Source organism: uncultured Campylobacter sp. (assembly GCF_938031315.1).
In the GTDB taxonomy this organism is placed as follows: Bacteria; Campylobacterota; Campylobacteria; order Campylobacterales; family Campylobacteraceae; genus Campylobacter_B.
Window position 1 is genome coordinate 1 of sequence record NZ_CALHHT010000352.1, and the last position, 6,376, is coordinate 6,376.

The window sequence follows — 6,376 nt, forward strand, 5'->3', positions numbered from 1 at the left end:
TCGCAACACGTGAGCCAATGCGCCCCCTGCCAGCTAAAATACCCCGGCGTCCTTTGAAACAACTCCTCGGTTTTGCTCTGCGCATCCGAAGTGCTAGGCGGCAGAGGGTCGGCGTCCTGGATGAAGCCGGCGTCAAATTTCGCCGCAGCTGCGCCGCTAGCGATGCAGTGCGGGCAGAGATATTTCACGTTCGCCGTGCAGTAAACGCTACCGCAATAATACACGTCCGTCGCTTGCTCGCAGCACTCGCAAACCACGCTCACATCCTCTTTAAACACCTCCGTTTTGAAGGGGTCGGGGTGGTAGCGAAAATGAGGCAGGCTTTTTAGCTTTTTACTTTGGCGCGCCGTCTCGCTAGCGGTTTTAGGGCGCTTTATCGCGCCTGCGTCGCCGTCTGCGCCGTACTGCTTCAGATAGCCGAGCTTTTTAAGCTGCTTTCTGTCCTTCGGATTGCAAATTTCGCCGAGCAATTCGCAAGCGCTCTTTTTAAGCCCCAGTAGTTCGTAAACATCCACCAGTACGAGCTTCGCCTCTTTTTCATCACATTTTTCCAGCTCGTCTTTTAGCTCATATAGCGTCAAAATGCTCGCCGCGCCGCCCATCCGTGTCCCAAAACGCCTTTTGAAGCGCGATATACTTTTGCCTAAGCTTATCCATTTTAGCTCCTAAATTTTAAAATTTGCCCGCTAAATTTCAACCGTCAAAATTTGATCCATTCAAAATTTTACCCGTCGCGAGCTATATTTCGGCTAGATAAATTTCAAAGCTCAATCCCTTTGTCGCATCTTAAATAGCTCTTCTAGCGGATTATTCTCCAGGTTTGAAATCTCCTCAATGCTTCCTTCAAAGGCAATTTTTTGATTATCCACGATCAAAAACCGATCCAAAATGTCAAAGATACTGTCCACGTCGTGCGTCACCATCACGACCGTGACGCCGAGGCTGTCTCTAAGCTCGCAAACAAGCCTATCAAGGGCTCTGGCGCTGAGCGGATCAAGCCCCGAGTTCGGCTCGTCCAAAAATAAAATTTCAGGGCTGAGAGCGAGCGCGCGAGCCAGTGCTACGCGCTTTTTCATACCGCCGCTAAGCTCGTTTGGGCTAAGCGCGGCGGCCTCCTTCTTAAGCCCCACCTTCTGGATCCAAAACATCGATAGCTCATCTATCTCGCGCTCGCTAAATTTAGAGTATTCGCGCAGCAGCACGCCTACGTTTTCAAGCACGCTCATCGAGCTGTAAAGCGCGCCGAACTGAAACATCACGCCGCATTTTAGGCGGATCTCGTTTTGCTCTGCTTCGCTTGCGCGCCAAATATCGCGCCCGAAAATTTTAATCTCGCCGCTTTGCGGGCGCTTTAAAAATATGAGCGTTTTCATTAACGTCGTTTTGCCGCTGCCGCTTCCGCCTAGGAAGCCGTAAATTTCGCCCCTTTTAACGCTAAAGCTCACGCAATCATGCATAACGCGCGATCCGTACGCTGTAGTAACATCGCGCGCGACTATAATTTTAGCGCTTTCGCCGGATTGCACTTGCTCGCTCATAGCCCGATCTCCGAAAACAGAACCGCAAAGACCGCATCGATCGCAATAACCCAAAATATCGCATTTACGACGCTGATCGTGGTGTATTCGCCTATGCTTTGTGTATTTCCTTTGACCTCAAAACCCCGCATGCAGCCGATGATAGCGATAAATGCCCCGAAAAACGGCGCTTTAATCATACCCACTAAAAAATGCCTAAGCTCTACAGAAGCCTTAAATCTATCCAAATAATCGCTAAAGGCTATGTCTAAATACGCGTCACACACTATCATCTGAGCAAAAATACTTACCGAATCTGCGATAAAAATGACTAGCGGCATGATTAGTACCATCGCGATAATGCGCGGCATCGCAAGAAAATAAAACGGATCAAAGCCCATCGTCCTCATCGCATCGATCTCTTCTGTGATCTTCATCACGCCGATCTGTGCCGTAAAGCTCGAAGCCGAGCGACCTGCGATAACGATAGCGGCGATTAGAGGCGCCACCTCGCGCAGCGTCAAAGCACCCATTATATCGATGATGTAGATGCTGGCACCAAATTTAGAAAGCATATCAGAGCCTATGTAAGCAAGCACGATACCGATCAAAAACGCTGTCAATGAGACTATGAAAAGCGCGTCTATGCCGCTATCTTTGATGAAATTTACGGTTTCTTTGAAGCGGAATTTCATCGGATGAATTACAAAAGCCGTAAGTTTGGAGAAAAACTCGCCCAAAAAGCTTGCAAGGCTTAGCAAGCCTAGAATTCCAAGATGACAATAAAGTCCGATCTGCGCTAAAAAATTTAGCCTACGAGATTCGGGCACGTAGCTAAAATCGATCGTTTTATCATCCATAAAGCTTAGAATTTTGGCAGCTTTGCAGCTATCCTCCACAAGGCTAACCCGCTTGCCGGCAAGGGCGTTTTTGATCATCAGCGCCATGAAATAGTCTAAATTTGAAATTTCGCTTAAGCTTAGCTCCAGCTCGTTTAGATTTTTTACCGCTTTTTTTAGTGCAATTAGCTGGGAGCGCGAGCTTTTGTAGTTCCACTGCCCGCGTAGCGATAAGGTGTTTTTCCCGCCCGAGCTTTCGAGCGAAAAGGCTAAATTCCGCAAAAATTTCTCTCCAAAATCAAAAAATAGGGGAAATTATAATATAATCAACCTTGGCATTTTATAAAATTTAATGGAGATTTATGCTCAGAGGCTTTTTCACAAATAGCGCAGGCACGCTGGTTTCGCGAGTTTTGGGTTTCGTGCGCGACCTGCTTACCGCATCGGTTTTGGGCGCGGGAATTTACAGCGATCTGTTTTTCGTAGCGTTTAAACTACCCAATCTTTTCCGCAGACTATTCGGCGAGGGAGCCTTTACGCAGGCGTTTTTGCCTAGTTTTACCGCCGCGCGTAAAAAAGGAATTTTCGCCGCAGCGGTGCTTATTAAATTTAGCATTTTTATCGCGCTTTTAACGGCGCTCGTGCTGCTCGCCGCACCCGTTTTTACTAAAGTTTTGGCATACGGATTTAGCGCCGAGCAGATCGAGCTTGCCGTGCCGTACGTGCGGATAAATTTTTTCTACCTTACATTTATCTTCGTCGTTACGCTCTTTGCCTCGCTGCTTCAGTACCGCGACCACTTCGCTACGACGGCGTTTTCGACCGCGCTTTTAAATTTAGCGATGATCGCGGCGCTTCTACTGGCTCGCGACAAAGACGGCGCCACGGCGGTGCTCTATCTTAGCTTCGGCGTCGTAGCGGGCGGACTTTTACAGCTTGCGGTGCATGTTTATGCGCTGAAATTTACCGGTATGCTGCGCGTTTTAGCCGGCGGCTTTGCGCGGCTCGCGCAGGGTGATAAGCCGCAGACGCAGGGCTTTTATAAAAATTTTTTCGCAGGCGTGCTCGGTGCGTCGGCGCTTCAGCTAAGCTCGTTTATAGATACCTTTTTTGCGAGCTTCCTTGCTAGCGGCAGTATCAGCTATCTCTACTACGCCAACCGCATATTTCAGCTGCCGCTCGCGCTTTTTGCGATTGCGCTTAGCACGGCGATCTTTCCGCGCATGAGCAAATTCGTAAAAGCTCACGACGACGCGCAGGCTCTGGCGCTCGTCGAGCGCGGGTTTTACTTCCTTTTGGCGCTGCTCGGGCTCTCTGCGATAGGCGGCGTGATGCTGCGAAACGAGATCACGCAGCTGCTATTTGAGCGCGGAGAATTTACCCGCCAAAATTCCATCGAATGCGCCGCAGTTCTCGGCGCGTATATGGTGGGGCTCGTGCCGTTCGGGCTATCTAGGATTTTTTCGCACTGGCTATATGCAAATATGAAGCAGAAGCTAAGCGCGAAAATTTCGATCTGGTGCGTCTTTATAAACGTCGCTTTGTGCGCGCTGTTTTTTAAACCGTTCGGAGCGGTGGGGCTTGCGTTTGCAAGCACGATAACGGGGGCGTTTCTGCTCGGCTTTAATCTCTATTTTTTTGGATTTAATAACTTTTTGGCTATAATCCGCGCAAAAAAAATTATTGCGATCGCGGCGCTTTGTGCGGGCGAAGCGGCGATTTTATACATTTTAAAAGGCTTGTATTATGGTAATTTATGATAGTTTGAGCAAAAAGAAGCTCTCGTTTGAGCCCATTAGCGAGGGGTTGGCGCGCATTTACGCCTGCGGCCCGACCGTCTATGACGACGCGCATTTGGGGCACGCAAAAAGCGCCGTCAGCTTCGATCTACTGCGCCGCGTGCTGCAAGCGGAGGGCTATGAGGTTAAATTTGCGCGAAATTTCACCGACATCGACGATAAAATTTTAAAAAAGATGGCGGAAACCGGTAAGAGCCTAGAGGAGATCACGGAGCTTTACACCCGCAGATATTTGCAGGATATGAGCGCGCTAAACGTCGCGGATGCGAGCATTTCGCCCAAGGCGACCGAAAATATCGCCGCGATCTGCGAGCTCATATCCTCGCTTCTTCAAAAAGGCTTTGCCTACGAGATCGCGGGTGACGGCATCTACTTCGACACGCGCAAGGACGGGGATTATCTAAGCCTTAGCGGCAAAAAAGAGGGCGCCGGCAAAAACATCGCCCGCGTCGCCTCAAACGATGCCAAGCACGACGAGAAGGACTTCGTGCTGTGGAAATTTGACGAGAATTGGTTTGATAGCCCGTTTGGCAAAGGGCGCCCGGGCTGGCACAGCGAGTGCGTCGCGATGATTTTAGCGCACCTTGATAGCGGCGATCCGAAATTTTGCATCGACATTCACGCAGGCGGCGCCGATCTGCTCTTCCCGCATCACGAAAACGAAGCCGCGCAGTGCCGCTGCGCCAGTCATAGAGCGCTAAGCAAATACTGGCTTCACAACGGCTTCGTGCAGGTAAACAACGAAAAGATGAGCAAGAGCCTCGGCAACTCCTTTTTTGTAGGAGACGCCCTAAAAATCGCCCCAGGCGAGGCGCTGAGATTTTATCTTTTAAGCTCGCATTACAGGGCAAATTTTAATTATTCGGTGACCGATCTGCTTGCGAGCAAAAAGAGGCTCGATAAAATTTACCGCCTTAAAAAGCGCGTCCGTGACGTTTTAACTCCCGCTGCGGGGCAAAATTCCGCGACATGCGTATCTGAACATACCGCGCAAATTTCATCCGCAAGCTCTGCGCAGACCTGCGGAGATGCGGGGCAAAATTTAGCTTTGAACGGATCTCAAAATTTAAGCTCAAACGCGGCGCCAAAATCCAAGCTTAAAAATTCAGCGCCCGAGCTGCCTACTGCGGAGGCTAAATTTAGATCGGAGATGATGGAGTTTTTAAGCGATGATCTCAACACCTCAGGCGCGCTTGCAGTGCTTGATAGTTTCGTAGCAAGCGCGAATGAAGCGCTCGATCGAGCGCCAAAAGACAAGGCGCTAAAGGCTCAGATCGCCGCAAATTTAGAATTTGCAAAGCAGACGCTCGGAATTTTATATGAGGATGAGACCGAATACTTTCGCTTCGGCGTGAGCGAGCAGCAAAGAGCGCAGATCGAGGAGCTGATAAAACAGCGTGCGCAGGCAAAGGCGGAAAAGGACTTTGCGAGCGCAGATGCCATCAGGGCGCGCCTTACGGATATGAAGATCGAAGTGATGGATACGCCTAGCGGCACGGCTTGGGAGGTCGCAGCGGAGTAGAACGCAAAATTTATCGCAAAATTTTACGTTAAATTTTATGATTTTTGCCATGCAGGGTGTAAATCCGAACGCTAATATACGTAAATTTCAGTGCGATTTTTATCTGAAGCATTGCAATACGGCGGCACGGTTTTGTTCAGTGATACGGCGCAGGAGCAATGCGATGTGCAACACGACGCAGCGACAGAGGCGCAAGGCGGACGCAATTTTAAATTCGTCGGCGCAGCTGATACGGCGGCGCGATATAGCGCGGTACAGCGGTAGCACTGCGGCAGCCTATGCGTAAATTTTAACGCGACTAGGTGCAGTGGAACATGCTGTGGTGACGTGCAAATTTTGGCGCGATTTTTATAGCGATATTGTACGCGGGTGCACGCAGCGATGAAAGTCGCGATTTCATTTGTCGATACGGCTGATGTAGCGGCAAAGCCACAAGACAGGCTGCGATTTTCATTCGGCGGTGCGGCGGCGCAAAAGCGCAATGCGGCGCGGCGATGTGAAGTCGCGATACACACGATGTATAAAGAACGGCACTTTGTAGCGCTTTATAGTACTCAAAGCATTTACCGCTTAAATGGCGTACAAAAAGTGCCGAGAAATCGTAATAAATAAAAACTAGCTCGCTTTTAAGGCGCTTTACGCTTTAAAAATGGCAATGTAAAAACCCGCTCTGCGATGCGCAAAAGTCATTTTAAAGCG

The 6,376-nt window shown here is 49.7% G+C and carries 4 protein-coding genes and 1 pseudogene; 2 read left to right on the top strand and 3 right to left on the bottom strand.

Annotation, left to right across the window (positions count from 1 at the left end; translation table 11 throughout):
• From Q0236_RS08450 to Q0236_RS08460, 3 genes are all read right to left on the bottom strand, one after another.
• Positions 1-581 (bottom strand): CbrC family protein (locus Q0236_RS08450; RefSeq protein ID WP_297916873.1); only part of this gene is annotated, 581 nt, incomplete at its 3' end.
• A 186-nt stretch (positions 582-767) separates the two neighbouring features.
• Positions 768-1,538, bottom strand: coding sequence for an ABC transporter ATP-binding protein (locus Q0236_RS08455; protein WP_297916875.1), 771 nt, complete (start codon positions 1,536-1,538; stop codon positions 768-770).
• Positions 1,535-2,638 (bottom strand): ABC transporter permease, encoded by a 1,104-nt coding sequence (locus Q0236_RS08460; RefSeq protein WP_297916877.1) that lies wholly within the window; start codon positions 2,636-2,638, stop codon positions 1,535-1,537. Before Q0236_RS08460 ends, Q0236_RS08455 begins: the two co-directional genes overlap by 4 nt.
• Positions 2,639-2,718: 80 nt before the next feature.
• Here Q0236_RS08460 and murJ point away from each other — a divergent pair, with 80 nt between their 5' ends.
• Both murJ and cysS read left to right on the top strand, forming a co-directional pair.
• A complete protein-coding gene (gene murJ / locus Q0236_RS08465) occupies positions 2,719-4,116 on the top strand; it encodes a murein biosynthesis integral membrane protein MurJ (protein ID WP_297916879.1) in 1,398 nt (465 codons plus the stop codon).
• Positions 4,103-5,554, top strand: a pseudogene (gene cysS, locus Q0236_RS08470) (cysteine--tRNA ligase); the annotation flags it as partial. The gene murJ and the pseudogene cysS, both read left to right, overlap by 14 nt.
• Positions 5,555-6,376 lie beyond the last annotated feature (822 nt).

What these genes read in the sequence shown, in the direction of transcription:
- Q0236_RS08455 (WP_297916875.1), bottom strand. Translation starts at nt 1,538, where the DNA reads ATGAGCGAGCAAGTGCAATCCGGCGAAAGCGCTAAAATTATAGTCGCG.
- murJ (WP_297916879.1), top strand. Translation starts at nt 2,719, where the DNA reads ATGCTCAGAGGCTTTTTCACAAATAGCGCAGGCACGCTGGTTTCGCGA.